Source organism: Salegentibacter flavus, assembly GCF_900115145.1.
In the GTDB taxonomy this organism is placed as follows: domain Bacteria; phylum Bacteroidota; class Bacteroidia; order Flavobacteriales; family Flavobacteriaceae; genus Salegentibacter; species Salegentibacter flavus.
Map to the genome: position 1 here is coordinate 22,593 of NZ_FOVL01000005.1, position 25,270 is coordinate 47,862.

At 38.8% G+C, this 25,270-nt stretch carries 22 protein-coding genes; 13 read left to right on the forward strand and 9 right to left on the reverse strand.

Features of this window, described 5'->3' with window-relative positions:
• Positions 1-114: 114 nt before the first annotated feature.
• Genes BM266_RS05450 through mscL form a run of 4 tightly spaced genes read left to right on the forward strand, consistent with a single transcriptional unit; the run spans position 115 to position 5,559 of the window.
• Positions 115-1,977, forward strand: coding sequence for a DNA topoisomerase IV subunit B (locus tag BM266_RS05450; protein WP_093406890.1), 1,863 nt, complete (start codon positions 115-117; stop codon positions 1,975-1,977).
• Entirely contained in the window at positions 1,974-2,456 is a 483-nt protein-coding gene (locus tag BM266_RS05455; protein ID WP_093406893.1) for a hypothetical protein, read from the forward strand. The genes BM266_RS05450 and BM266_RS05455 overlap by 4 nt, the downstream gene beginning before the upstream one ends.
• Positions 2,456-5,110 (forward strand): DNA gyrase/topoisomerase IV subunit A, encoded by a 2,655-nt coding sequence (locus tag BM266_RS05460; protein ID WP_093406895.1) that lies wholly within the window; start codon positions 2,456-2,458, stop codon positions 5,108-5,110. Before BM266_RS05455 ends, BM266_RS05460 begins: the two co-directional genes overlap by 1 nt.
• Positions 5,110-5,559, forward strand: a complete 450-nt coding sequence (mscL, locus tag BM266_RS05465; RefSeq protein WP_093406898.1) for a large-conductance mechanosensitive channel protein MscL — start codon at positions 5,110-5,112, stop codon at positions 5,557-5,559. Before BM266_RS05460 ends, mscL begins: the two co-directional genes overlap by 1 nt.
• On the opposite strand, the gene BM266_RS05470 is transcribed toward mscL, so the two are convergent.
• Together BM266_RS05470 and BM266_RS05475 are read right to left on the reverse strand one after the other, a co-directional pair.
• Positions 5,560-5,937 (reverse strand): DNA topoisomerase IV, encoded by a 378-nt coding sequence (locus BM266_RS05470; RefSeq protein ID WP_093406901.1) that lies wholly within the window; start codon positions 5,935-5,937, stop codon positions 5,560-5,562.
• A 31-nt stretch (positions 5,938-5,968) separates the two neighbouring features.
• Positions 5,969-6,382 carry a helix-turn-helix domain-containing protein gene (locus tag BM266_RS05475; protein ID WP_093406905.1) on the reverse strand — a complete coding sequence of 138 codons (414 nt, stop codon included), beginning with the start codon at positions 6,380-6,382 and terminating at the stop codon, positions 5,969-5,971.
• A gap of 260 nt (positions 6,383-6,642) precedes the next feature.
• On the opposite strand from BM266_RS05475, the gene BM266_RS05480 reads away from it, so the two are divergent.
• The 6 genes from BM266_RS05480 (at position 6,643) to BM266_RS05505 (ending at position 13,240) form a co-directional block, all read left to right on the forward strand.
• A complete protein-coding gene (locus BM266_RS05480) occupies positions 6,643-7,824 on the forward strand; it encodes a M14 family zinc carboxypeptidase (RefSeq protein WP_245760388.1) in 1,182 nt (393 codons plus the stop codon).
• A gap of 74 nt (positions 7,825-7,898) precedes the next feature.
• Positions 7,899-8,378, forward strand: a complete 480-nt coding sequence (locus tag BM266_RS05485) for an Lrp/AsnC family transcriptional regulator (RefSeq protein ID WP_081211670.1) — start codon at positions 7,899-7,901, stop codon at positions 8,376-8,378.
• Between the two features lie 86 nt (positions 8,379-8,464).
• Entirely contained in the window at positions 8,465-11,038 is a 2,574-nt protein-coding gene (locus tag BM266_RS05490) for a phosphoenolpyruvate carboxylase (protein ID WP_093406910.1), read from the forward strand.
• Positions 11,038-11,559: a DinB family protein gene (locus BM266_RS05495; protein WP_093406911.1), complete on the forward strand. Its 522-nt coding sequence runs from the start codon at positions 11,038-11,040 to the stop codon at positions 11,557-11,559. Before BM266_RS05490 ends, BM266_RS05495 begins: the two co-directional genes overlap by 1 nt.
• Positions 11,556-12,569, forward strand: a complete 1,014-nt coding sequence (locus BM266_RS05500; RefSeq protein WP_093406914.1) for a YihY/virulence factor BrkB family protein — start codon at positions 11,556-11,558, stop codon at positions 12,567-12,569. The genes BM266_RS05495 and BM266_RS05500 overlap by 4 nt, the downstream gene beginning before the upstream one ends.
• A gap of 122 nt (positions 12,570-12,691) precedes the next feature.
• The gene (locus tag BM266_RS05505) at positions 12,692-13,240 is read left to right on the forward strand and encodes a type 1 glutamine amidotransferase domain-containing protein (RefSeq protein WP_093407203.1); all 549 of its coding nucleotides are present in this window, start codon (positions 12,692-12,694) and stop codon (positions 13,238-13,240) included.
• A gap of 78 nt (positions 13,241-13,318) precedes the next feature.
• Here the strand turns inward: BM266_RS05505 and BM266_RS05510 are convergent, their stop codons facing one another.
• Together BM266_RS05510 and aroB are read right to left on the reverse strand one after the other, a co-directional pair.
• Complete coding sequence (locus BM266_RS05510) at positions 13,319-13,630, reverse strand: hypothetical protein (protein ID WP_093406916.1); 312 nt, start codon at positions 13,628-13,630, stop codon at positions 13,319-13,321.
• Positions 13,631-13,708: 78 nt separating this feature from the next.
• Positions 13,709-14,776, reverse strand: coding sequence for a 3-dehydroquinate synthase (gene aroB, locus BM266_RS05515; RefSeq protein WP_093407205.1), 1,068 nt, complete (start codon positions 14,774-14,776; stop codon positions 13,709-13,711).
• A gap of 105 nt (positions 14,777-14,881) precedes the next feature.
• On the opposite strand from aroB, the gene BM266_RS05520 reads away from it, so the two are divergent.
• A complete protein-coding gene (locus BM266_RS05520) occupies positions 14,882-16,084 on the forward strand; it encodes a proline dehydrogenase family protein (protein WP_093406919.1) in 1,203 nt (400 codons plus the stop codon).
• A 76-nt stretch (positions 16,085-16,160) separates the two neighbouring features.
• On the opposite strand, the gene BM266_RS05525 is transcribed toward BM266_RS05520, so the two are convergent.
• The 4 genes from BM266_RS05525 to gcvT form a co-directional block, all read right to left on the reverse strand.
• The gene (locus BM266_RS05525) at positions 16,161-16,880 is read right to left on the reverse strand and encodes a YebC/PmpR family DNA-binding transcriptional regulator (protein ID WP_093406921.1); all 720 of its coding nucleotides are present in this window, start codon (positions 16,878-16,880) and stop codon (positions 16,161-16,163) included.
• A 93-nt stretch (positions 16,881-16,973) separates the two neighbouring features.
• Entirely contained in the window at positions 16,974-17,261 is a 288-nt protein-coding gene (locus BM266_RS05530; RefSeq protein ID WP_093406923.1) for a 4a-hydroxytetrahydrobiopterin dehydratase, read from the reverse strand.
• 79 nt (positions 17,262-17,340) lie between these two features.
• The gene (locus BM266_RS05535; protein ID WP_093406925.1) at positions 17,341-18,156 is read right to left on the reverse strand and encodes a sugar nucleotide-binding protein; all 816 of its coding nucleotides are present in this window, start codon (positions 18,154-18,156) and stop codon (positions 17,341-17,343) included.
• Between the two features lie 4 nt (positions 18,157-18,160).
• Positions 18,161-19,243: a glycine cleavage system aminomethyltransferase GcvT gene (gene gcvT / locus BM266_RS05540; RefSeq protein ID WP_093406928.1), complete on the reverse strand. Its 1,083-nt coding sequence runs from the start codon at positions 19,241-19,243 to the stop codon at positions 18,161-18,163.
• Between the two features lie 124 nt (positions 19,244-19,367).
• Here gcvT and BM266_RS05545 point away from each other — a divergent pair, with 124 nt between their 5' ends.
• Together BM266_RS05545 and hutH are read left to right on the forward strand one after the other, a co-directional pair.
• Positions 19,368-20,894 carry an NAD(P)H-hydrate dehydratase gene (locus BM266_RS05545; protein ID WP_093406931.1) on the forward strand — a complete coding sequence of 509 codons (1,527 nt, stop codon included), beginning with the start codon at positions 19,368-19,370 and terminating at the stop codon, positions 20,892-20,894.
• Between the two features lie 122 nt (positions 20,895-21,016).
• Entirely contained in the window at positions 21,017-22,528 is a 1,512-nt protein-coding gene (gene hutH / locus BM266_RS05550; protein ID WP_093406933.1) for a histidine ammonia-lyase, read from the forward strand.
• A 71-nt stretch (positions 22,529-22,599) separates the two neighbouring features.
• On the opposite strand, the gene BM266_RS05555 is transcribed toward hutH, so the two are convergent.
• The gene (locus BM266_RS05555; protein ID WP_093406936.1) at positions 22,600-25,161 is read right to left on the reverse strand and encodes an ATP-dependent Clp protease ATP-binding subunit; all 2,562 of its coding nucleotides are present in this window, start codon (positions 25,159-25,161) and stop codon (positions 22,600-22,602) included.
• Positions 25,162-25,270: the final 109 nt, after the last annotated feature.

A 25,270-nucleotide genomic window follows, 5' to 3' on the forward strand; every position in this document is an offset into this window, starting at 1 on the left:
CAGGAAGAAAAATCTTTTAACATTGTTCCTAAAACTTTGTTAATTACTTTGTGCCACAAGGGTTTCAACTTTTTAAGGTATATCTTATATTAGCCACAAACTCCAATTCTACTTATGAGTGAGGAAACCAGATATACTGAAGATAATATACGGTCGTTAGACTGGAAAGAACACATCAGGATGCGTCCCGGGATGTACATCGGGAAACTGGGTGATGGTTCCAGTGCCGACGATGGTATTTACATTCTGCTAAAGGAAGTTATAGACAACTGTGTAGACGAATTTGTAATGGGATCTGGAAAAACTATCGAGATCTCAGTGCAAAACCAGCGTGTAATTGTTCGCGATTACGGAAGGGGAATTCCCTTAGGCAAGGTTGTAGACGTTGTTTCCAAAATGAATACCGGAGGTAAATACGATACCCGCGCCTTCAAAAAATCGGTAGGATTAAATGGAGTGGGTACAAAAGCCGTTAATGCCCTTTCTTCCTATTTTAGAGTAGAATCTACCCGCGATGGCCAATCCAAAACCGCCGAATTTGAGCAGGGTAACCTGGTAAACGAGGAATTACTGGAGGAGACTTCCCGTCGCCGCGGAACGAAAGTGACCTTTAATCCGGATGAGGTTATTTTTAAGCACTTCAAATACCGAAACGAGTACATTGAAAAAATGCTTAAGAATTATGTGTATCTCAATCCGGGACTGACCATAATTTTTAACGGCGAGAAATTTTATTCTGAAAACGGATTGAAAGACCTGTTAAGCGATAGTATTAATGAAGACGATCGTTTATACCCAATTATTCACCTTAGGGGTAATGATATTGAAGTGGCCTTAACCCATAGTCGAACCCAATACAGCGAAGAATACCATTCTTTTGTGAATGGTCAGAATACTTCCCAGGGCGGAACTCATTTGTCTGCCTTCAGAGAGGCAATTGTAAAAACTATTCGGGAATACTATGGGAAAAATTACGAGGCCAGTGATATTCGAAAATCAGTAGTATCAGCGATAAGTATTAAGGTGATGGAACCGGTTTTTGAAAGTCAGACCAAAACCAAACTGGGTTCCACCGATATGGGAGGCAAGCTACCAACTGTTCGCACCTATATCAATGATTTCATCAAAACTCAACTGGATAATTATCTTCACAAAAACCAGGAAACAGCCGACAAACTTCAGCGAAAAATTTTGCAGGCAGAAAGAGAAAGAAAAGACCTTTCAGGAATACGGAAATTAGCTCGCGATAGGGCGAAAAAAGCCAGTCTTCACAATAAAAAATTAAGGGATTGTCGCATTCATTTAGGAGATAGTAAAAAAGAACGTTATCTGGAAACCACGCTTTTCATCACCGAGGGAGACTCGGCGAGTGGATCTATTACCAAATCCCGAAATGTGGAAACCCAGGCCGTTTTTAGTCTGAAAGGAAAGCCACTTAACAGCTATGGCTTAAGCAAAAAAATCGTTTACGAAAACGAAGAATTCAACCTTTTGCAGGCGGCCTTGAATATCGAGGAGTCGCTGGCAGATCTTCGGTACAATAACATTGTGATCGCTACCGATGCCGATGTAGATGGAATGCACATCAGATTATTGCTTATAACATTTTTTCTTCAGTTCTTTCCTGAATTGATAAAGGAAAACCATCTGTATATTCTTCAAACTCCGCTTTTTCGAGTTAGAAATAAAAAGGAAACAATTTATTGCTACAGCGAAACCGAAAGGAAACAAGCCATTGAAAAACTCAAAGGAAAAGTAGAGATCACCAGGTTTAAGGGATTAGGGGAGATCTCACCAGATGAATTCAAATATTTTATAGGTGAAGATATTCGCCTGGATCCTGTAATGCTGGATAAAGAGAAGTCTATTGAAGAAATGCTTGGTTTCTATATGGGTAAAAACACGCCAGATAGGCAGGAATTTATTATTGATAACCTTAAGGTCGAATTGGACTTAGTCGAAGAACTTGGCATATGAGGTTTACCAATAAAAACGAAATAAAAATAATCCCCTCTATTTATACTGTATTGGTGGCCATTTTTGTAACCAATATCTTTGTGAATCTGGAATTGATGGGTTCAGATGAACCTATAAATTTCAGTCATTATGTACCTAACATTGTAGTCGTGATCCTGGCGATTTATGTGCATAGGGTAGGACAAGCCTTTGATTTTGATAGCGATGGTGAAACCCTCAACCTAAAAAATAACGGGGTATTTTTCTCAAAATTTATGGAGTACCGTGTGAAAAAAGCTGAATTTCCTAAGCGGAAACTGGGGAAATACAGATTCAGCGATTATTTTTTCTATTCAGCATTAACGATTTACATAAGTTCCCGCCGAAGACGCGGCTTTAAAAAATATACTTTTAACACTACCTTTTTAACCCGAAAAAAGAAAAAGGGAATGCTGAGTTCCCTTGATAAAATTCTCGAGAAGTCTAAAGCAACCGCCTAATGGAAGAAAACCACGAAGGAAACCCACAGGAAGAATTTGAACAACCCAGGGAAGAATTGATCAAGGTAACCGGGATGTATAAAGACTGGTTCCTGGATTATGCTTCTTACGTGATTTTGGAGCGTGCCGTGCCGGCAATTGAAGATGGTTTCAAACCTGTGCAGCGTCGAATAATGCATTCTATGAAAGATCTTGACGATGGCCGCTATAATAAAGTAGCAAACATCGTTGGGCATACTATGCAATACCACCCTCACGGAGATGCCAGTATTGGTGACGCTATGGTGCAGATTGGACAAAAAGAATTGCTTATAGATACCCAGGGGAACTGGGGAAATGTGTTAACCGGGGACCGGGCAGCAGCACCGCGTTATATTGAGGCACGACTTTCTAAATTTGCACTAGAGGTTTTATTCAATCAGAAATTAACCGAATGGCAACTTTCTTACGACGGAAGGAAAAGCGAACCCGTTAATCTCCCGGTTAAATTTCCTATGCTGTTGGCACAGGGCGCCGAAGGAATTGCGGTAGGTCTTAGCACACGCATCCTTCCGCATAACTTTAATGAGCTTATTGAAGCTTCCATTAAACATTTAAAAGGAAAGAATTTTACTATTTTCCCTGATTTTCCCACAGGAGGAGTTGCCGATATTTCCAATTACAATGACGGGAAGCGGGGAGGAAGAGTTCGTGTAAGGGCAAAAATAAACAATATTGATAAAAACACCCTTTCTATTACCGAGATTCCTTATGGAACAACAACTTCTACGCTCATTGATTCTGTTTTAAAAGCAAATGATAAAGGAAAAATAAAGATCAAAAAGATTGAAGATAATACCGCTGCCGAAGTGGAGATCCTTATTCATTTGCCAAACAATATTTCACCCGATAAAACCATCGATGCCCTTTATGCTTTCACTCAATGTGAAAACTCTTTGGCACCACTGGGATGTGTGATTATTGATAACAAACCTGAATTTTTAGGAGTTTCAGAGATCCTGCGCCGATCTACAGATCATACACTTTACCTGTTAAAAAGAGAACTGGAAATAAAGCTCGAGGAATTCGAGGAACAGTGGCATTTTGCATCTTTAGAGCGTATTTTCATCGAAAACAGAATCTATCGCGATATCGAAGAGGAAGAAACCTGGCCGGGAGTGATAGAGGCCATAGATAAAGGCCTGAAACCTTTTACAAAACATTTAAAAAGAGAGGTTACTGAAGAAGATATTGTTCGCCTCACAGAGATTAGGATTAAGCGTATTTCAAAATTTGATATCGATAAAGCTCAGCAAAAGATTGAAGCTTTGGAAGGGGAAATTGCCCGTATAAAACATTACCTCGATAATTTGGTGGAATTTGCCATAGATTACTTTAAAAAGTTGAAGAAAGATTATGGACAGGAGCAAAACCGAAAAACCGAGCTGAGAATTTTCGAGGATATTGAAGCCACAAAGGTGGTGATTAGAAATACTAAGCTGTATGTAAACCGCAAAGAAGGATTTGTAGGCACAGCCCTTAAGAAAGAAGAATACGTTACCGAGTGTTCTGATATTGATGATGTGATCGTTTTTACAGCCGATGGAAAAATGATGATTACCAAAGTTGACACTAAAACCTTTATCGGAAAGGATATTATCCATGTGGCGATCTTTAAGAAAAAAGACAAGCGCACCATCTATAATATGATTTATAGAGATGGTAAGAATGGGGCATCATATATAAAACGATTTTCGGTTACCTCGGTGACCCGGGATAGGGAGTACGATCTTACCCAGGGCAAAAAAGATTCGAGGGTGCATTATTTCTCAGCTAATCCTAATGGGGAAGCCGAAGTGGTATTGGTATTATTACGCCAGGTAGGAAGCATTAAGAAGCTGAAATTTGATGTGGATTTTGCCGATATCCTTATTAAGGGACGAAATGTAAAAGGGAATATAGTAACTAAATATGCTGTAAAACGTATAGAATTAAAAGAGGAAGGGGTTTCCACTTTAAAACCCCGCAGAATCTGGTTCGATGAAACAGTAAAACGACTGAATGTTGATGAGCGCGGCGAGTTGCTGGGAGAATTTAAAGGAGATGATCGTATTCTAATCGTTACTGCAGATGGAATTGCTAAAACCATCAAACCTGAACTTACTACGCGTTTTGACGAAGAAATGCTGGTCTTGGAGAAATGGGTTCCTAAAAAACCTGTTTCAGCGATTTACTGGGAACCTGAAAAAGAACGCTTTTATGTAAAACGCTTCTTGATAGAAAATCCAGACAAGGAAGAAAAATTCATCAGCGAGCACGAGAATTCCTATCTCGAAATAGTTTCAACAGACTATTATCCTATGGCAGAAGTGGTATATACTAAACCCAGAGGCAAGGAGCAGCCACCAAATGATGAGGTAAATCTGGAAGAATTTATTTCAATAAAAGGAATTAAAGCCCAGGGTAACCAGTTAACTTCAGAGAAAGTTAAACAAATCAATTTAATGGATCCATTGCCTTATGAAGAGGAGGAGGAGGAAACCCCTGCGGAAGAAATAGAGGTAGTGGACGAGGAAAACCTCACTGAAGATAAGAACCGGGCTGATGCAGGAAAAGCCATTAACGGAAAAGCTTCGGAAAATTCAGAAAGTCAAACCAAATTATTTGACGAATAATGGGCTTAATCAAGGAATTTAAGGAGTTTGCCATCAAAGGCAATATGGTAGATATGGCCGTAGGTATCATTATTGGTACAGCTTTCAATGCGGTGGTAAATACTTTGGTTAAGGAAGTGGTGATGCCACCATTAAGTTTAATGACCGATGGCATCAGTTTTTCTGAGAAAAAGATCCTTCTAAAGGAAGGTGTGCCTGAAGCCGAGGGAGTAGAAGCGATTCAGGAAGTTGCGATTGGTTATGGTGCCTTGATAGAAACCTTGCTTGATTTTCTCATCATTGGTTTTACAATTTTCCTGGTAATTAAAGTGATAAACCGCTTTCGCCGAAAAGCTGAAGATCCAAAAGATACTCGTGAAACAACACCAAAGGATATCGAGTTGCTATCAAAACTAACCGAATTGATGGAGGAGCAGAATAATTTGCTGAAAAAGGAAAACAGGAATTAATTAATCTTCTATACGCTTTACCGAGCCCCTTTCTTTTTTGGTACCTCCAACTACACCATATTCAAAAGTATAACCGTCCTTGCTTGTGGTGAGGATTTTCATATGGATGGGCTTCTCCTCAGCCATATTCTTCGGATTGAGGTTTTTCAAGATATATTCGCAGTCATTAAGCCAGCGTACCGAAGAGGTATCTGTATTCCCCTGGAAGTAGTCAATTTCAATACTATCGTTCCTTACGAAGCGTGAGGTAACCAATTCCCCACTTAAATAAGTCTCAAATTCATACGTACCGGTTTTGAAGTCGGAACAATTGCGTTCAGGTTGAAAGCAACCGGCAAGGCTAAAAATAACGGCCAACAGGATAAGGCTTTTTCTCATACTGCAAAATAAGCATATTTTAAGCTGAAATTCAATTTTCAAAAGCCTCAAAAGACCCGTCTGCATAAAAAATTACAATTTTTTTTATTTGTTTTCCATTTTGAGTAGCGTCCTCCGGAATTCCCTGTTGTTGAAATTTTGGAGAAGATTTTTCCATTGCTGGAGCAGGGGTAATTGGTTTCGGCGGAACTTCGGGTTGTGGGGGAGAAACAGATCTCTCTTTCGGGAATCTCCCTTTTCCATTTAAAAGCCAGTAGAGTTCCACTTCAGGAAAATGCGAAATCACTTTCATCACAAAATCCAGGCTAGGTTTATTCCTTCCCGAGAGAATATGGGAAATAGAGGAGCGACCAACTTCAATCTGATCGGCAAAAGCTGCGGCCGATAAATCATAATAATTGATGATCTTCTCCAGCCTTGCAGCAAATTTTTCGGTGTTTACCATTGTGAATAGGTTTCGTATAAATCGGGTTTACAAATGTAATCAAAAGATTCACAAAAACAAATTAACAAAGGTAAACAAGTAGATTGTGATTGAATTTTAAGTTTAAATTAGAAAGCATAAACCACTAAAGAATAATGTTTTATATCGTACTTTATGGACTATAGGATATATTCCGATTAGATGTACAGCTGACCTAATAAATTTGTTACACTTGTAAACACCAGAGATTAAATTTCCTGTTTACAATTGTAAAATATTGAATGTTTACTTTTGTGAACATGAATTATTCAGGAACACTTCAACCGGTCATGGAGTCTTACGCTTCTATAAGGGAAAATGCAATTGAGGGGCGGTATTTACATTTAGATCATATCCAGCCTTTGCTTAAAAAACATTCAGAAAATTTCAGAATAAAGGAAATCGGGAGATCGGTTTTGGATAAACCCATTCATCGCGTTGAAATTGGGAATGGTAAAATAAAGGTCCTGGCCTGGTCGCAAATGCATGGAAATGAATCTACAACCACCAAGGCTGTATTTGACCTTTTAAATGCTGCTTGTCTCCTGAAAGACGATTCTGTTATGACTACGGTTCTGTCCAATTGTACAATTCGAATAATCCCTATGCTGAACCCAGACGGGGCTCAGGCTTACACCAGGGTCAATGCCAATCAAGTGGACTTAAATCGGGATGCCCGGGATCTCAAAGAACCTGAAAGCAGGTTGTTGCGGGGAGAATTTGATGAGTTTAAGCCTGATTTTTGTTTTAACCTTCACGACCAGCGTACAATTTTTAGTGCGGGTAAGGCGCGAAAGCCAGCGACCCTGTCTTTCCTGACCCCGGCAATGGACACAACCAGGGCCATACTGCCTGAAAGAAAGAAAAGTATGCAGATTATTGCTGGAATCTATGCAGACTTAAAAGAAACCTTGCCTGGAAGCATAGGGAGGTATGACGATAGCTATAATATTAATTGTACCGGAGATACTTTCCAGACCGCTAAGGTCCCTACAATTTTATTTGAAGCAGGTCATGCTCCCGGAGATTATAAGCGTGAAAAAGTAAGAGAATATGTTTATGCTGCTATGCTTTCAGGTTTGTATGCTATCGCCTCTGGAAAATTTGCTAAAATTAACTATTTGGCTTATACAAATATCCCTCAAAATGAGAAGCTTTTTAATGATATTATTCTGAGAAATGTACTGATAAATAATCAGCGAATGGATGTATCTATTCAATATAAAGAAGAATTAGAGGGAGAGATTATAAAATTGGTGCCAATAATTGAAAAAATAGCTCCTGAGATTACAACTTTTGCCCATAGGAAAATCGATGGAAAAGGTAAAAATATTGAATTTCCGGAAGCCTCTGAAGTGGGCGAAAACGTTATAGTTAATAAAATTGTCTTAAATGGGGAGATTATAGGTCTTAATTGTGAATAATTCTCAAAATACTTAGTAATTATTCAATGATTTTGTATTAATTTTGAACTTCATTAAAAAAAAGAGATTGAAAAATGGCCAAGTTTAAATTAGACGAAACAGACCACCAGATTCTTGATATGCTTATCGAGAATACCCGGACTCCATTTACCGATATTGCCAAGAAATTATTAATATCGGCCGGAACCGTTCACGTAAGAGTGAAAAAGATGGAAGAAGCAGGGATTATAACGGGTTCATCCCTAACACTGGACTATAAAAAGTTGGGTTATGCCTTTATCGCTTACGTAGGTGTATTCCTTAAAAACACCTCTCAAACAAAATTTGTTTTAGAGAGAATAAACGAAATTCCATTTGTAACAGTAGCTCACGTTACTACAGGGAAATTCAATGTTTTTTGTAAAATCAGGGCTCGAAATACACAACACGCAAAAGAGATTATCTTTCAATTAGATGATATCGAGGGAGTTTACAGAACCGAGACTATGATCTCTCTGGAAGAGAGTCTAAACGACAAAAAACGTTTAATGCACTCAATTTTTCAAAATTTGTAGAGTGTCCTAAACTTTTACTAAAAACCCTTTAGGCTTCTCTGTTTAAGGGGTTTTTTTATAAATTTAATTAAACACCAAATAAGATTATGCATAGAGAACCTAAACTGGAAAGATTTAATGAAAGTGTACTCGCAAAATACCAGGTTTATAATAGCATTTTTCTAACCTTACCCTTTGATGATATTAAGAAAACAGGAGCTTTGTTGCCCTTGTTTCAGGAGATTTGTGAAGCCGGTTTTGCCGAGAACAAAAATCCTTCAGAAATAATTGAAACCTTTTTTAATAAATATCAGGAAGATCCTTCTGAAAATGGAAAAATAGACCTGCTCTTTAGGTTTATTCAATATATAGAAAGACAGGTAGTATTGTTTGACGCTATTGAAGATGCCTCCTTTCCTGTAGTTAATAATATGGATGGGCACGGAACTCTTAGGAATGTTAAAGAGGAAGCTGAAGCGGCCAATAAAACCTCTGAGCTTAGGGATTATTTAAAACGCTTTAAGGTGCGACCTACCCTTACTGCACACCCTACACAGTTTTATCCTGGCGCAGTGTTGGGAATCATTACCGATCTGGATAAAGCAGTTCAAAAAAACGACCTAACCACAATAAAAAACCTACTGGCGCAACTGGGTAAAACCCCGTTTTTTAAGAAAGAGAAACCTTCGCCATACGATGAAGCAGTAAGCCTTATCTGGTATTTTGAGAATGTATTTTACCAGAGTGTAAGTCAGATCTATAATTATATTCAGCAGAATATTTTTGAGGGAGAAGATCCTGGAAATCAAGTTATCAATCTGGGATTCTGGCCAGGAGGAGACAGGGACGGAAATCCTTTTGTAACCACCGAAATTACCCTGAAGGTTGCTAAAAGGCTCCGCTCTACGATCCTTCTTAATTATTACCGGGATCTAAGAAAATTAAAACGCCGCCTGACCTTTAGCGAGGTAGATGAGATCATTTCTGAAATAGAACCTAAGCTGTATGCCAGCGCTATTTCTAAAACAGGAAAGATTAAAATATCACTTGAAGAACTGAAGTCTAAGTTACATAAAATCAGAGGTATTGTTATAGGTAAACATCAGTCTTTGTTTTTAGAGGAATTTGATGATCTTCTCAATAAGATCAATCTCTTTGGGTACCATTTTGGCACTTTGGATATCCGTCAGGATTCCAGTAAACACATTGAAGTTCTGGAGGAGCTTCAACAATATAAACCTGATATCTTCGGAAAAAATTATTTCGATTTAACTGAGGAGGAACAAATTGACGCCTTAACTAATGTTGAGGGGAATATAGATCCGGAGAATCTGGAAGAAGGGATGGCTAAGGCTACCTTGTCTTCGATGTATGCGATGCAAAGCATCCAGCAAACCAATGGAGAAAATGGAGCTAACCGATATATTATAAGTAACTGTGGAAGCGTACAGGGAGTTTTACAGCCCTTTGCATTTATGAGGTTATGTGGATGGGAGAAGCCATCGGTAGATATTATTCCATTGTTTGAGACTGTGCCCGATCTTCGGAAGGCACATGAAGTAATGGAAGTACTCTATAATAATCCGGTTTATAAAGAACATCTTAAGCGACGCGGAAACAAGCAGACTATTATGCTTGGCTTTAGCGATGGAACTAAAGATGGGGGTTACCTAATGGCTAACTGGAGTATATATAAGGCTAAGGAAATGCTTACCGAGATTTCAAGAAAATACGATATAAAAGTAGTTTTCTTTGATGGTCGGGGAGGGCCACCTGCTCGAGGAGGAGGAAAAACCCACCAGTTTTACGCTTCTTTGGGACCAGGCATAGAAAATGAAGAAATTCAGCTTACGGTGCAAGGACAAACTATTAGTTCTAATTTTGGTACCCAGGATAGCTGTCGCTATAATCTGGAACAGTTGCTGAGTTCAGGGGTTTCTAACGAAATTTTAAGCGAAGGCAAAAATACCCTTTCAGAAGAGGATAGAAGAACGATGAATAATCTGGCGGAAATTAGTTATACAACATATACTGATTTCAAACAGCACCCAAAATTTATTCCTTACCTGGAGCAAATGAGTACGCTGAAATATTATGCGAAAACCAATATAGGTAGTCGCCCTTCGAAAAGAAATAAATCTGCAGAGCTAAACTTATCCGATCTAAGAGCGATCCCATTTGTTGGAAGCTGGAGTCAGTTAAAACAAAATGTTCCCGGATTTTTTGGCGTAGGTTCTGCGATGGAACATTACGAAAAAGAAGGAGAATTTGATAAAGTGAAACACCTATACGATAATTCAATATTTTTTAAGACCTTACTGGAAAACAGTATGATGAGTCTTACTAAGTCATTCTTTGCTTTAACTTCTTATATGAAAGATGATGAGCAATTCGGAGAATTCTGGCAGCTGATTTATGAAGAATATGAGCGTACGAAAAGAATGCTGCTTAAGGTTACCGGTTACAAAGAATTACTGGAAAATCAACCAGCAGGAAAAGCCTCAATTCAGGCCCGGGAACGCATCGTATTACCTTTACTAACCATTCAGCAGCATGCTTTACGGAAAGTGCAGGAATTACAAAGGCAGGGTGAAGCTTCTGAAGAATTGCTTGAGGTCTATGAAAAGATGGTTACCCGATCTTTATATGGTAATATTAATGCAAGTAGAAACTCCGCGTAATGAAAGTTTCAGATTTAAATAAAGAAGATTACCACGAATTTTATCAAACCTATATAGATAAACTTCCTGGCGATAAGACGCTGGGGAGTTTACTTAAGGAAAATCAAGAAGATCTTCGGGAAGTGCTTAGTATTATTACTCCGGAAAAACTAGGTTTTAGTTATGCCGCTGGAAAATGGACCCTGGCAGAAGTACTTCAGCATATGATAGACGTGGAGCGCATTTTCCAGTACAGGGCCCTTTGCATAGCCAGGAATGACAGAACATCTCTTCCCGGATTTGATCACGATGCCTATGTACCTGAATCTGATGCAAACCGTCGGGATCTGGAAAGCCTTAAAACAGAATTTAAAAATGTAAGAAGCTCGGGTATTGATCTTTATATGAGCTTTTCTGAAGAAATGCTTCAACGAAAAGGAATGGTGAATAATAACACTACCAGCGCCGGAGCCATAGGCTTTATAACCATAGGACATACCATTCATCATCTGGAGCATTTGAAGGAAAAGTACCTGATATGAAATTTCTAAAGACCTTATTTAGTTTACTGAAAAAGGCATATTTCAGTTGGAATCGCAATGAACCTTACGCTAGAAGTGCTACCATCGCATATTATACACTTTTTTCTTTACCATCCTTACTTATCATTGTGGTAACAATTGCGAGTTATTTTTTTAAGCGGGAAGATGTTCAGGGGCGTATTACAGATGAAATAGGGGAGTTTATTGGTCAGGATTCAGCACAGGCTATAGAAGCTATCGTTACCAATGCTGCCCTTTCAGGAGATTCTACCTGGGCAATTATCTTCGGGATTGGTTTGTTACTATTTGGTGCTACCGGAGTATTTTTTCAGCTAAAGAAAGCGATGAATAATATCTGGAATGTGGCAGCTAAAAAGTCCAATTTTATGCAATTAATTTTGGACAGGGTTATTTCCTTCGGAATGGTCCTGGTAATTGGCTTGCTTTTGCTGGTTTCTATGGTTATTTCTGCCATGCTGGCTATTTTAAGCGATCATATAGACCAGTTCGCACCCGGGATAACCGGGTTTATGGTTGATGTTATTAATTTTCTTATTTCATTTTTAATTGTCACCACTCTTTTTGCTGCCGTTTTTAAATTGCTTCCTGATATAAAAATAAGGTGGCGTATCACCTATCTGGGAGCAGCTTTAACCACTATACTGTTTCTTATAGGAGAAAAATTACTTGGATTTTACTTTGGAAGTAGTGAACCGGCCTCTGTTTACGGTGGGGCCTCTTCAGTAGTATTGATTCTTTTATGGGTTTATTATACCTGTCTCATACTTTTCTACGGAGCAGAGTTTACCGTTCAGTATGCTTTATATAAAAATGAAAAAGTGGTGCCGAATAAATATGGCGAACCTGCGATTTATCAGGAAATGGAAAAACTGGAGCAGAAGCGGATTCAGCTTGAGGAGGAAAAAGAGATCATTGACACTCTTCAGAGCAACCTGGAACAGAAGGAAGAAAGGAAGAATCAAGATAAGAAGGATTCAGCAGAAAATTAAATGGCTATACTCGGCATTATTAATAAAGTTTAACTTTAGACCTTCGTTTTTTTATAATGGCCTTAATACCCATTAGCATTTGTGATGTTTATCTTTGAGTGAAACCGAAAAAAGATAATATTATGGAAAAGAAAGTTGCAATTTTAGCTACAAATGGATTTGAGGAATCTGAATTGAAATCTCCAAAGGAAGCTATGGAAAAAGAAGGCTTCAAAGTGGATATCATTAGCATTGAAAAAGGAAAGATCAAAGGCTGGACCGATGGAGACTGGAGTGGTGAAGTAAAGGTAGACCATACTGTTAAAGAAGTGAGTGCTAAAGATTATAACGGACTTGTACTTCCAGGTGGAGTTATGAATCCCGATACTTTGAGAAGAGACGAAGACGTACTGACATTTGTACGGGATTTCTTTAAACAGAAAAAACCAGTTGGAGCAATCTGTCATGCAGGATGGACTCTGATAGAAGCTGATGTGGTTAAAGGTCGAACTATGACCTCTTACAATTCTATTAAAACCGACCTGAAAAATGCCGGCGCTAATTGGGTAGACAAAGAAGTGGTTGTTGATGAAGGTTTTGTCACCAGCCGAAATCCTAATGATCTACCAGCTTTTAATAGCAAAATCATTGAAGAGATTAAGGAAGGCAAACACGATAAGCAACACGCATAGGGATTGAGATTGCTATGAAAAAGAAAAGAGGCCGTCTAAAAGTGATTTTTGGACGGCCTCTTCATTTATAGTTCGAAATTAATGATCATCTTCGGCATCGTCTTCTTCAACTTCTGCGGTTTTTTCGGGAATTTCAGTTATAGGCTCGTTAAAATCTGAATCCTCATAATCATCCTCATCGAAATTGGCCATCGTATTTTCAAGACGCGTGCTCACTTTCACCAGGTACACGGTATCATCGGTCTTAACCTCAACAGCATCAACCGTTTCATTCTTTGCATTTTTAAACGAGATCACCTGGTCGTCATCATATCCATCGGGATACTTATCCACAAGTAGACTAAGTATTTCTGGTGTAAGCTTTTTGTAATCAACAATTATTCTTTTCATAGCTAGAATGGTTTCTGCAATAATAACAAAAAAAATGTCTGATTTATATTTTAAATAAAACTATTAATTTTTTAAAAATCAAGCTTTTCTATAAAAATCGAATGCTGTAATGATTACCTCATTGGGTACAAGGCAGTCAAGGAGAGGTTTTCCAATGTCTTCCAGCAGGACGAAATTTATTTTTCCGAATTCGTTTTTCTTATCATACTTCATTAAATCGATTATTTCTGTGATATCCTTGTTCTCAAATTCTACTTTCCCATACATGTCAAGTATGTACCTGGTAATTTTCTGCGTTTTTTCAATAGGAAACCTTTTTAATTCTGATGAAATAAATGTTGCCAGGATCATTCCAATCGCAACGGCTTCACCGTGTAGCAGCCTGGTTTTAGTAGCGTGAGTTAGGAAATAAGATTCAATGGCATGTCCCAGCGTGTGCCCGTAATTAAGGGTCTTTCGAAGATTTTTTTCCTCAGGATCACGGGCTACAATTTCAGATTTAATGTTAACAGATTCTTCAATTATTTCATCAAGGTCTTCCAGATTCAGTTCTGAAAGGGCTGTTAATTTATTCCAGTAACCCTCATCCTTAATAAGGCCGTGCTTTAAAATTTCGGCCAGGCCGCTGCGCATCTCATTGGCAGGAAGGCTTTTTAGATAACCGGAATCTATTAAAACCATTTGGGCATTGTTAATCACTCCAATTTGATTTTTAAGATTTCCCAGGTCCACACCGGTTTTTCCTCCCACCGAAGCGTCTACCATAGCCAAAAGCGTTGTAGGAATATTTATGTAGGGAATTCCACGTTTAAAACAAGAAGCCACAAAGCCACCAAGGTCTGTAACCACACCACCGCCAAGGTTTAAAACGAGGCTTTTCCGGTCGGCCCCCAATTCAGAAAGCACATTCCAGATCTGGCTGCAGGTTTCCAGATTCTTATGAGTTTCACCGGCTTCCATCTCGATAACTTCAATAGGTATTTCTGTTGTGAGCCTTGTAAGAAAGGAGGAAAGGCAAAAATTATGGGTATTGGAATCAACCAGAATAAAAATTTTTGACGCCTTGTTTGCGTCCAGATAAGTAGTGAGTTTTTCGTAGGCATTTTCCCTGTAGAAAACAGGGGCACCAATTGCCATTTTTGCCATAATTAATAAGGTTTTAAACATCTTTAAAGAAGCTCCGAAAATAAGCAGAAATATTCAAAAAAATCAAACCTTCTGTTTTATCTTTGTTATAAGAATTCTAATAACATGATAAGAAGAAAAATATTTAATGATACCAAAACCGCTTTTAAATTAAAATCTGATTTAGAATTGGACCGTGCCGTTTTCCTTTTTAGTATGATGAACCGGCAAACTTTGGTGAACGCAGGGATTTTTCTTACCAACCTTTCGTTAAAACTACACTTACCTATCGAAGGCTTGATAAAAAAAACCGTTTTTGAACAATTTTGTGGTGGGATTACTGAAGAAGATTGTAAACCCTTAACCAATAAAATGTACGAGAAGAAACTTCATAGTATTCTCGATTATTCCGTTGAAGGAAAAGAAACCGAAGAGCAGTTTGACTCTGCTTTAAACAAAAAATTAGATCTTATTAAATATGCTGCAGAGCGTGAGGAGTTGCCTTTTGCTTTGTTTAAACCTACAGGGATTGGCCGTTTTGCGATCTGGGAAAAAACCAGTGAACGAATAAATTTAAGTGAAGCTGAACAAAAAGAATGGGACCGTGTTAAAGAGCGTGTAAATACACTTTGCCAAACAGCCTATGATAACAATGTTCGTCTTTATGCCGATGCTGAAGAAAGCTGGATGCAAACATCTGCCGATGAACTTATGGAAGAGATGATGCGCAAGTATAATAAGAAAAAGGTTATTATCTTTAATACGCTTCAATGCTACCGCTGGGACAGGATGGACTATCTGAAAGACCTGCACGAAAAAGGAAAAGCCGAAGGTTTTAAAGTAGGCGCTAAAATTGTTCGTGGTGCATATATGGAGAAAGAGAATGCCAGAGCTAAGAAGCACGGCTATGTAACCCCAATCTGCGAGAACAAAGAGGCTACCGACGTAAACTTTAATAGTATAATGTCATACTGTCTTGCTCACCTTGACGAAATTGAGCTTTTTATTGGTACCCACAACGAGGTAAGTAATTACCTGGCCCTGCAGGTAATAGAAGATAAAAACCTTCCTTTAGACGATGATCGTATCTGGTTTAGCCAGTTATATGGGATGAGTGACCATATAAGTTATAACCTGGCAAAGAAGGGGTATAATGCAGCCAAGCTACTGCCTTTTGGACCAGTAAGGGATGTGGTGCCTTACCTTTTGCGTAGAGCTCAGGAAAACACTTCTGTGAAAGGTCAGACTGGTAGGGAATTATCTTTATTACGGGAAGAAAAACGCAGAAGAAAAGGCCATCCGACAAAACACGATCGTAAGGAATTTTAGATTTATTAAGATCGGTATAAAAAAAGGGCTGTTTTTTTAAAAAGAACAGCCCTTGTTATTTTTGAAGAATTCGAGTTTATTCCTCGTTTTCTTCCATTGTGTGGTAGACATTTTGAACATCTTCATCTTCCTCCAGTTTTTCCAGGAGTTTCTCAACATCCTGAGCTTCATCAGGAGTAAGTTTTTTGGTAACTTGCGGGATACGCTCAAAACCTGACGAAAGAATCTCAATTTCACGCTTTTCCAGTTCTTTTTGTATAGCGCCAAATTGTTCGAAAGGTGCATAAATATGAATTCCGTCCTCATCCTGGAATACCTCTTCAGCACCAAAATCAATAAATTCAAGTTCCATCTCCTCTACATCAAGACCTTCAGCATCTACCCGGAAATTACAGGTGTGGTCAAACATAAATTCCACCGAGCCTGAAGTTCCAAGATTCCCATCGCATTTATTGAAGTGAGAGCGGACATTGGCCACAGTACGATTATTATTATCTGTGGCTGTTTCTACCAATACTGCAATTCCGTGTGGAGCATAACCTTCGAAGAGCACAATTTTATAGTCGCCCTGGCTTTTGTCGCTGGCTCTTTTAATAGCGCGTTCAATGTTATCCTTGGGCATATTAACGCTCTTCGCGTTTTGGATCACTGCCCGCAGTTTTGCATTGGTATCGGGATCTGGGCCGCCTTCTTTAACAGCCATAACAATATCTTTTCCAATACGAGTGAAAGCTTTGGCCATTGCCGACCAGCGCTTCATCTTTCGTGCTTTTCTAAATTCGAATGCTCTTCCCATTTATTTTCTGAATAAAAATCGGGGTAAAAATATAAAAAAGCTTCCAATAAAAATCCGGAATGTTCTCAAGTTCCCCTTTATGCTTATATTTCTTTAAGCTGATTCTACAATGTCTTCTATCGCTCTGGCGAGTTTAAAATCTTTTTCGGTGACCCCTTTGGCATCGTGGGTGCTGAGGGAGATCTCTAACTCGTTATAAACATTTCCCCAATTGGGATGGTGTTGAAGGGCTTCGGCCTCAAAGGCTATGCGGGTCATTACTGTAAAAGCGTCTTTAAAATTATCAAACTGAAAAGAGGTGTGGATCGCGTCTTTAGTATAGGTCCACCCATCGAAATCTTCCAGTTTTCTGTTTATTTCTTCGTTATTTAATTTTTTCATTTTAGAGTATTTTATGGTTAAATGTCTAAAATTAAGTAACACGGCGGGAACAACCCGATATTTTTCGCATTATTTGCAATCAAACCTTTATAGAGGCATTTACAACCTGTTGTACACTTAGTTCCAGGTTTTTTGGAAGCAAATTATCTTTGGGGAGAACGGCAAGAAATCGGTCGTTATTGGAGTCATAGACGTTTTTAAAAAGAGGGTTGGGATAGCCCAGGGTATGACATACTTCTTCAATAAAATCTTTTTGATGAACTAGGTCACTGCTTCCCAGATGAAAAACGCCATTTTTCTTTCGGTTTATTATATAATGAACCTGCCTTGCGAAATGTTCTGCTTCGGTAACATTAATAACCACATTGGGGAAAACTTCTATGGCCTCGCCCAGATAAAGCATATTTTTAAGATCCTTTATTCGTGGGGAATCCTGCCCAAAAACCATAGGCAACCGAAGAATATTATATTTTTCATTCGGTAGTCTTAACAGTGCATTTTCAATCTTGATCTTGAATCTTCCGTAAATACTTTGGGATAAGGTCTTATCGTATTCGTAAGATGGAAAATTAGTAAAGGCATCAAAAACATTGGCCGAAGAAATAAAGATCAGCCTGGATTTATGATGTTGCAGGTAATTAATAATAGTGAAATGAGCTGCTATCTGAGCATTAAAATTTCCGCGAAGCGCAGAAATAATAATTGTGGGCTGAATATTCTCAAGCAGGATATCAATATTTTCGGTTTCCAGATCGTATTGATAAAAATGCTGATTTTTCTCCAGGCTTGGATTATCAGTAAAATACGTACCATAGGTATCAAAATAGGAGCATAGCTCTTTATATAAGGCATTGCCTATAAAGCCGCTTGCTCCTAAAATCAATATTTTTTCCAAATAGTTATCCTTTATAAAAGGGTAATTTCACCTGGGTGGCTGGAACGGCTTTTTTTCTAATTTGAATTTGAATCTTATTTCCTACTCCTGCTACATCGGCTGGGACGTAACCTAACCCAATTCCTTTTTCCAACGATGGTGACATAGTACCCGAAGTTACATGGCCAATAACCTTGCCATTTTCATCTACAATATCGTAGCCCTGTCTTGGGATACCTCGCTCATCAAGTTCAAAAGCGATTAGTTTACGTTTTGGACCTTCTTCCTTTTCTTTTTTAAGATTTTCTGAATTAACGAAATCCTTAGTGAATTTCGTAATCCAGCCCAGTCCGGCCTCAATAGGCGAGGTAGTATCGTCTATATCATTTCCATAAAGACAGAAGCCCATTTCCAGGCGTAAAGTATCACGGGCAGCCAGGCCTATTGGCTTAATGCCGAAATCTTTTCCTGCGGCCATCACTTTTTCCCAGATCTCTACGGCATCTTCATTTTTAAAATATATCTCGAATCCACCACTTCCTGTATAACCAGTAGCCGAGATGATTACTTTCTCAGCACCAGCAAACTCAGCTACCTCGAAGGTATAAAACTTCATATTCTGAAGATCTATATCGGTAAGTGTTTGCATGGCTTCAGCCGCTTTGGGTCCCTGGATAGCTAGTAGCGAAAGCTCATCGCTCATATCTCTCATTGTAGCATCCATCGTATTATGCTGCGAGATCCAATTCCAGTCTTTTTCGATATTGGAAGCGTTTACCACAAGCAGGTACTTTTCTTCATTGATACGATATACAATAAGATCGTCTATAATCCCTCCCGATTCGTTAGGCATACAAGTATATTGCGCTTTGCCATCGGTAAGTTTAGAGGCGTCATTGGAACAAACTTTCTGAATAAGGTCTAGTGCTTTATCTCCGGAAATTAAAAATTCTCCCATATGTGAAACATCAAAAACTCCAAGTTTTTCACGTACGGTTTGATGTTCGATGTTAACTCCTTCATAGGAAACCGGCATATTATAACCGGCAAAAGGAACCATTTTAGCATTTAAAGATTTATGGATGGCATCAAGGGCGATTTCTTTCATTTTCTTAAAATTTGAGCAAATTTATTGAATTCTCACTGAAAAAAAGATGAATTGTATTTTTTTATTAATTATCCAATATTCCCCCTTATAATATGTGTATTTTAGTGTAAGCAATTCTATTTATATGAAGATATATAGTGCCGAACAATTACAAAAAGCAGATAGCTTAAGCATTAAAAACCAGAATATTTCGAGTACCGATTTAATGGAGCGTGCCGCCGGATTGGTCTTTAATCAAATTCACTCCAGGCTTGAGGGTAGCGATATCGAAATCAAAATATTTTGCGGAATAGGGAATAATGGAGGAGATGGCCTTGTGATAGCCAGAATGTTGTTGGAGCACGGGTATAAGGTGAAAGTCTTTATAGTGAACTACAGTGAAAAACGTTCGAGAGATTTTTTAATTAATTATGATAGGTTTAAAAATATAACCAAAGATTGGCCTGTACTAATTAAAAATCAGAATGATTTTCCGAAGATAGAAGAAGGTGATTTTGTGATTGATGCGATGTTTGGAATTGGCCTAAACCGTCCTATAGAAGGTTGGGTAAGTGCATTGGTAGAGCATATAAATAAAAGCGGTGCGTTTATTTTATCCATAGATATGCCGTCTGGTCTCTATGCTGAACAGGTGCCCGGAAACACGGCCGGGATCATAAAAGCTAATTTTACACTTACTTTTCAGAGTCCCAAATTTACTTTTTTCCTTCCGCAGACAATGGATTATGTGGGCGAATTCCAGGTTCTGGATATAGGTTTGGATAGGGAATTTCTGGCTAAAACCAATACCAACGCACGGTTAATAGGAAAAGAACAGGCCCGTCTTTTATATAAAAACAGGAAAAAGAATTCCCATAAAGGAGATTACGGCCATACCCTGATTGTTGGTGGTAGTTATGGGAAAATAGGTAGTATCGTGCTTTCTGCAACTGCAGCGCTTAAAACCGGCGCCGGGCTCTGCAGTGTTTTTAGTCCTGAATGTGGTTATGAGATTATTCAAACGGCTCTGCCTGAAGCCATGGTGATTACCGATAACCAGAAGAAACATTTAAGCGAGATAAAAATAGATTTTGAGCCCGATATCATTTGCTTCGGAATGGGGGCGGGGACAGGCGATGCTGCGCTTAACGCTTTCGAAAAATTACTAAAAGAAACCAAACTTCCAATGCTAATTGATGCCGATGGTTTAAATATGCTATCCAAAAATAAAGCGCTACTGGACCTGCTACCAGAAAGATCTGTTCTCACCCCTCATCCCAAAGAACTCGAACGCCTTATCGGAAAGTGGGATGATGACAATCACAAAATCAAAAAGGTTCAGAAGTTTATAAATAAATATAATGTAATTCTTGTTTTAAAAGGGGCTCACAGCTTCTGCTTTAGCAAAGAGGAAATCTTCATTAATAATTCCGGTAATGCAGGGATGTCTACGGCCGGAGCAGGGGATGTTCTTTCGGGTGTAATTTCCGGGCTGATGTCGCAAAAATACGATCCGGTGATTGCTGCGGTTTTCGGGGTTTATCTTCACGGCTTAGCAGGAGATCTGGCCGCAGAAAAAATGGGTTATGAGGCTATAACCGCAGGCGAGATCACCAATAATTTGGGTGGTGCTTTTCTCGAATTATTCAGAGAAGAAGAGAACCTTAATTGAGATTGAAACTTAATGCTTAAATAGTAGATTACATCATTAAATGATAAAATTCAGCTAAGTTTATTTGGAATACTTTAACAGATGTTAGATTTTTGACCTCTCAATTATAAATTTAAAAATTCATGCAAACTCATCATTATATTAGTTCCGCCGTATTAAATCTTGCTACGATTCAGGATATATTGGAGACTAATAAAAAATTGGTTTTAAGCGATGAGTCTGTATTAAATATCAAAAAGTCCAGAGCTTATCTCGATAAAAAAATTAAGGAAAGTGATACGCCTATTTACGGGATTAATACAGGCTTTGGAGCTTTATGTAATGTAAAGATCACTTCTAAAAAACTTACTGAATTACAGGAAAACCTGGTAAAATCTCACGCTTGTGGTACAGGAGACAGAGTAGGGAAGCCCATAATAAAACTGATGTTGCTTCTCAAGATACAATCTTTAAGTTATGGGCATTCGGGGGTAGCTTTGGAAACAGTAGAGCGCCTTCTTGATTTTTATAATGAAGATATTCTGCCTGTGATTTTTGAGCAGGGGTCTTTGGGAGCATCAGGTGACCTGGCACCCCTGGCACATCTTGCTTTGCCATTAATAGGTGAGGGTGAAGTATATCACAGAGGAAAAGAAATAACCGCTGCAGAAATGTTAAGGAAAATGGAGTGGAAGCCTTTAAAATTGGAATCCAAAGAAGGACTTGCGCTTTTAAATGGCACCCAGTTTATGAGTGCCCACGCGGTATTCGGATTACTTCAGGCTTTTAAATTATCTTACCTGGCAGATAAGGTTAGTGCGGTGTCCATGGATGGTTTCGACTGTAATATGTCACCTTTCGATGAATTGGTGCACTTGGTTAGGCCTCATAGAGGGCAGGTGAAAACGGCAGAAAGGATTAGACATTTCCTGGAAGGAAGTGAAATTGCCCGGAAAGAAAAAGATAATGTTCAGGATCCATATTCCTTCAGATGTGTGCCTCAGGTACACGGAGCTACTAAGGATACTCTAGGTTTTGTGAGAAAGATTGTTAAAACTGAAATTAATTCAGTTACCGATAATCCTAATATTTTTATTGAGGAAGATAAAATAATCTCCGGCGGTAATTTTCACGGACAGCCGCTGGCCCTTGGCCTGGATTATTTAGCTATAGCAATGGCTGAGCTGGCCAATATCTCTGAAAGAAGAACCTATCAGCTGGTGTCTGGTTCACGTGGCCTCCCCCAATTTCTTGTGGAAAATCCGGGTCTAAATAGCGGATTTATGATTCCTCAATATACAGCAGCCAGTATTGTGAGTCAGAATAAACAACTTGCTGTACCAGCTTCGGTGGATTCTATTGTTTCCTCAAATGGTCAGGAAGATCACGTTAGTATGGGGGCAAACAGCGCGACTAAAATGATTAAAATCATTGAAAATGTAAATACGGTTCTGGCAATTGAACTTTTTAATGCTTCACAGGCACTTCATTTCAGAGAACCTGCGATAACTTCGGAAATTCTTCATGATTTTATTTCAGCATTCAGGAAAGAAGTTCCCATTTTAAAAGAGGACGTCACGATGGCGCCACATATTAAAAAAGCAAAGGAGTTTTTAAATTCTTATAGAATTCCATCTGAAGTTCTTTTCGAATAAAAAGCTTAAGAGCCGGAAATAAAAAAGCCGTTTGAGTTATCAAACGGCTTTTTGCTTTCAGTTTGTTCTTCTTAAGACTTAGTTTCCTTAATCGGTTTTTCAACCTTAATGGTAAGCTCGTCTTTCTTTTCATCGAGATCCATATAAATGGTATCACTTTCAGCTATTTTTGAAGTGATGATCTCTTCAGCAAGAGCATCTTCAATATACTTTTGAATTGCTCTGTTGAGTGGCCGCGCCCCATATTGCTTATCGAATCCTTTATCGGCAATGAAGTCTTTGGCTTTGTCACTTAGCTTAAGATTATAACCTAATCCGCCAATTCTTTCATACAATTTAGTAAGTTCTATATCGATGATCTTATGGATATCTTCTCTTTCAAGCGAGTTAAAGATAACCACATCATCAATTCTGTTAAGGAATTCTGGCGCGAATGCTTTTTTAAGAGCATTCTCGATAACGCTTCTTGTATTATCATCTGCCTGAGAACGCTGTGAAGCAGTTCCGAAACCAACTCCCTGACCGAAATCTTTTAATTTTCTTGCTCCAATATTAGAGGTCATTATAATAATGGTGTTCCTGAAGTCTATTTTTCGTCCTAAACTATCGGTTAAATACCCATCATCAAGCACCTGTAATAGCATATTGAATACATCGGGGTGGGCTTTTTCTACCTCATCCAACAATATTACTGCATAAGGTTTACGGCGTACCTTCTCGGTTAGTTGTCCGCCCTCTTCATAGCCTACATATCCAGGAGGTGCACCAACCAATCTAGATATAGCGAATTTTTCCATGTATTCACTCATATCAATCCTGATGAGGGCATCATCATTATCAAACAGTTCGCGGGCAAGCACTTTTGCCAATTGGGTTTTACCAACCCCGGTTTGCCCCAGGAATATGAATGATCCAATTGGTTTATTTGGGTCTTTAAGACCAGCACGGTTACGCTGAATGGCTTTTACCACCTTGGCTACTGCTTCGTCCTGCCCAATTACTTTTCCTTTTATCTTTTTAGGTAATTCTACCAGTTTATTACTTTCGGTTTGAGCGATCCTGTTAACCGGAACACCTGTAATCATAGAAACCACATCTGCAACATCATCTTCACTAACCGTTTCCTTGTGTTTTTTAGATTCTTCTTCCCAACGCTCCTGGGCTAGCTGAAGCTCTTTTTCAAGATTTTTCTCATCATCTCTTAATTTGGCAGCTTCCTCATATTTCTGCTTTTTCACCACAGAATTTTTCTTCTCTCTAATTTCTTCCAGTTTTTTCTCGAGGTCAAGAACTTGTTTTGGTACATTGATATTTGTGATGTGAACCCGCGAGCCCGCTTCGTCCAAAGCATCAATAGCCTTGTCTGGTAGAAATCTATCGGTCATATACCTGTTGGTTAATTTCACGCAGGCGTCAATTGCTTCCGGAGTGTAAACCACATTATGGTGATCTTCATATTTATCCTTGATATTATTAAGGATCTCTATGGTTTCTTCTACAGTAGTTGGTTCTACGATGACCTTTTGAAAACGACGCTCTAAGGCCCCGTCTTTTTCAATATATTGTCTGTATTCATCCAAAGTGGTTGCTCCAATACATTGAATTTCACCACGAGCCAACGCGGGTTTGAACATATTGCTGGCATCCAGGCTACCTGTGGCGCCACCGGCACCAACAATGGTGTGAATTTCATCTATAAAGAGGATAATATCATCGTTCTTTTCCAGCTCGTTCATTACGGCCTTCATACGTTCTTCAAACTGACCACGGTATTTTGTACCTGCTACCAGGCTGGCCAAATCGAGAGTTACCACTCTTTTATCGAAAAGAATTCTTGATACCTTTCTTTGAATGATTCGCAATGCAAGCCCTTCAGCAATAGCCGATTTACCTACACCCGGTTCACCTATTAAAAGAGGGTTGTTTTTCTTGCGTCTACTTAGTATTTGGGAAACCCTTTCGATTTCTTTTTCACGTCCAACAACGGGATCTAATTTATCGGCTTCGGCAAGTGCGGTTAAGTCTCTTCCGAAGTTATCAAGAACCGGCGTTTTTGATTTCTTGGAGGTTTTACCCGGTCCACCTGTACCGCTGCCGCTAAACGGATTGTCTTTTGTAGCATCGTCTGCGCCGCTGTCTTCATCAGAAAAAGCACTCGAAGGGCTATCTGTAAAGTCATTCTCGTCGCTGGCGATCATATATTTAAACTGGTCTTTAACCCCATCATAATCGATCTTTAATTTGTTTAAAAGCTTGGTGGTGGGGTCGTTTTCATTTCTTAAAATGCAAAGCAGCAGGTGGGCTGTATTTATTGAGGAACTCTGGAATAGTTTTGCTTCCAGAAATGTTGTTTTCAATGCCCTTTCAGCCTGTCTTGTTAAATGCAGATTCCGTTTGTCGTTAGACAGGCCACCTGTGTTAGGATTGGCAGGGCTAAGGATCTCAACTTTTTTTCTTAGGTGGCTAAGATCTATATCCATTGCATTTAAAATATCTATGGCCTTACCGTCGCCATCACGGAGTAAACCCAACATAAGATGCTCGGTTCCTATAAAATCATGCCCCAGCCTAAGAGCTTCCTCTTTGCTGTAAGCGATAACGTCTTTTACTCTTGGGGAAAAATTATCATCCATCTTTATCTTCCTTTCTCTCTGTTATTTCAACTCAAACTTTCAAAAATCATACCTTTTGGGGAGTCTTAAGCTAATTGACAAAATTACTTTCACTTATCAAAATGGAAAG

Excerpts from the sequence above, each read along its gene's own strand:
- BM266_RS05450 (WP_093406890.1), top strand. The coding sequence starts at position 115 with ATGAGTGAGGAAACCAGATATACTGAAGATAATATACGGTCGTTAGAC.
- BM266_RS05455 (WP_093406893.1), top strand. The coding sequence starts at position 1,974 with ATGAGGTTTACCAATAAAAACGAAATAAAAATAATCCCCTCTATTTAT.
- BM266_RS05460 (WP_093406895.1), top strand. The coding sequence starts at position 2,456 with ATGGAAGAAAACCACGAAGGAAACCCACAGGAAGAATTTGAACAACCC.
- mscL (WP_093406898.1), top strand. The coding sequence starts at position 5,110 with ATGGGCTTAATCAAGGAATTTAAGGAGTTTGCCATCAAAGGCAATATG.
- BM266_RS05470 (WP_093406901.1), bottom strand. The coding sequence starts at position 5,937 with ATGAGAAAAAGCCTTATCCTGTTGGCCGTTATTTTTAGCCTTGCCGGT.
- BM266_RS05475 (WP_093406905.1), bottom strand. The coding sequence starts at position 6,382 with ATGGTAAACACCGAAAAATTTGCTGCAAGGCTGGAGAAGATCATCAAT.
- BM266_RS05480 (WP_245760388.1), top strand. The coding sequence starts at position 6,643 with ATGTTTACTTTTGTGAACATGAATTATTCAGGAACACTTCAACCGGTC.
- BM266_RS05485 (WP_081211670.1), top strand. The coding sequence starts at position 7,899 with ATGGCCAAGTTTAAATTAGACGAAACAGACCACCAGATTCTTGATATG.
- BM266_RS05490 (WP_093406910.1), top strand. The coding sequence starts at position 8,465 with ATGCATAGAGAACCTAAACTGGAAAGATTTAATGAAAGTGTACTCGCA.
- BM266_RS05495 (WP_093406911.1), top strand. The coding sequence starts at position 11,038 with ATGAAAGTTTCAGATTTAAATAAAGAAGATTACCACGAATTTTATCAA.
- BM266_RS05500 (WP_093406914.1), top strand. The coding sequence starts at position 11,556 with ATGAAATTTCTAAAGACCTTATTTAGTTTACTGAAAAAGGCATATTTC.
- BM266_RS05505 (WP_093407203.1), top strand. The coding sequence starts at position 12,692 with ATGGAAAAGAAAGTTGCAATTTTAGCTACAAATGGATTTGAGGAATCT.
- BM266_RS05510 (WP_093406916.1), bottom strand. The coding sequence starts at position 13,630 with ATGAAAAGAATAATTGTTGATTACAAAAAGCTTACACCAGAAATACTT.
- aroB (WP_093407205.1), bottom strand. The coding sequence starts at position 14,776 with ATGGCAAAAATGGCAATTGGTGCCCCTGTTTTCTACAGGGAAAATGCC.
- BM266_RS05520 (WP_093406919.1), top strand. The coding sequence starts at position 14,882 with ATGATAAGAAGAAAAATATTTAATGATACCAAAACCGCTTTTAAATTA.
- BM266_RS05525 (WP_093406921.1), bottom strand. The coding sequence starts at position 16,880 with ATGGGAAGAGCATTCGAATTTAGAAAAGCACGAAAGATGAAGCGCTGG.
- BM266_RS05530 (WP_093406923.1), bottom strand. The coding sequence starts at position 17,261 with ATGAAAAAATTAAATAACGAAGAAATAAACAGAAAACTGGAAGATTTC.
- gcvT (WP_093406928.1), bottom strand. The coding sequence starts at position 19,243 with ATGAAAGAAATCGCCCTTGATGCCATCCATAAATCTTTAAATGCTAAA.
- BM266_RS05545 (WP_093406931.1), top strand. The coding sequence starts at position 19,368 with ATGAAGATATATAGTGCCGAACAATTACAAAAAGCAGATAGCTTAAGC.
- hutH (WP_093406933.1), top strand. The coding sequence starts at position 21,017 with ATGCAAACTCATCATTATATTAGTTCCGCCGTATTAAATCTTGCTACG.
- BM266_RS05555 (WP_093406936.1), bottom strand. The coding sequence starts at position 25,161 with ATGGATGATAATTTTTCCCCAAGAGTAAAAGACGTTATCGCTTACAGC.